We start from the raw sequence: 970 nt of genomic DNA on the forward strand, positions 1-970 counted from the left end.
TCGAGGTCCTCGCGGATGGCCTCCTGGGCGGCCTCGGGCAGCGACCCCATGATCTCGCGCACCCGCGCCTGGCGCCGGCCGACGGCCTTGCGCTCGGGCATACCCGGGGTCGCGGACACCTGCGGCGGCACGCCGACGATCTCCTCGACGCCACCGTCGTGGTGACCGGCGTCGACCATGGCCTGCTCCTCGGCCATCGTCGACTCGTCCTTCTCCTCCGACATACCGATCGGGCCGAGGCGGCGACCGTTGAGGAACTGACGCACCACCGGCTCGTCGCTGGTCAGCAGCACCTCACGCGGACCGAACATGACCAGCTTGCGGCGGAACAGCATGCCGATGTTGTCGGGCACCGTGCGGGCGATGTTGATGTTGTGCGTCACGATCAGGATCGTGCAGTCGATCTGGGCGTTGATGTCGATCAGCAACTGGCTCAGATACGCCGTACGCACCGGGTCCAGACCGGAGTCCGGCTCGTCACACAGGATGATCTGCGGGTCGAGCACCAGCGAGCGGGCCAGCCCGGCGCGCTTGCGCATACCACCGGAGATCTCGCCGGGGAACTTGGTCTCGTCGCCGGCCAGACCGACCAGCTCCAGCTTCTCCATGACGATGTTGCGGATCTCGCTCTCCTTCTTCTTCGTGTGCTCACGAAGCGGGAAAGCGGTGTTGTCGTAGAGGCTCATCGAGCCGAAGAGGGCGCCGTCCTGGAACATCACGCCGAAAAGCGTGCGGATCTCGTAGAGCTCCTTGGAGGTGCACTCGATGATGTTCGTGCCGTCGACGATGATCTTGCCGCGCTCCGGGCGCAGCAGCCCGATCAGCGACTTCAGGAACACCGACTTACCGGTACCCGACGGGCCCAGCAGCACGCTCACCTCACCGGGCGGGAGGTCGAAGGTGACGTCCTCCCAGATTCGCTGGGGCCCGAAGGACTTCGTCAGTCCCTCAACCTGAATGCCAATGCCCA

Annotated in this window: 1 protein-coding gene; it reads right to left on the bottom strand. The window is 65.7% G+C overall.

From position 1 onward, the window contains the following. The coding region (locus O6P37_RS28385) for an ABC transporter ATP-binding protein (protein ID WP_269897211.1) at window positions 1-970 on the bottom strand (970 nt) is incomplete at both ends.

It is taken from the genome of Mycobacterium hippophais (assembly GCF_027529605.1).
In the GTDB taxonomy this organism is placed as follows: Bacteria; Actinomycetota; Actinomycetes; order Mycobacteriales; family Mycobacteriaceae; genus Mycobacterium; species Mycobacterium arseniciresistens.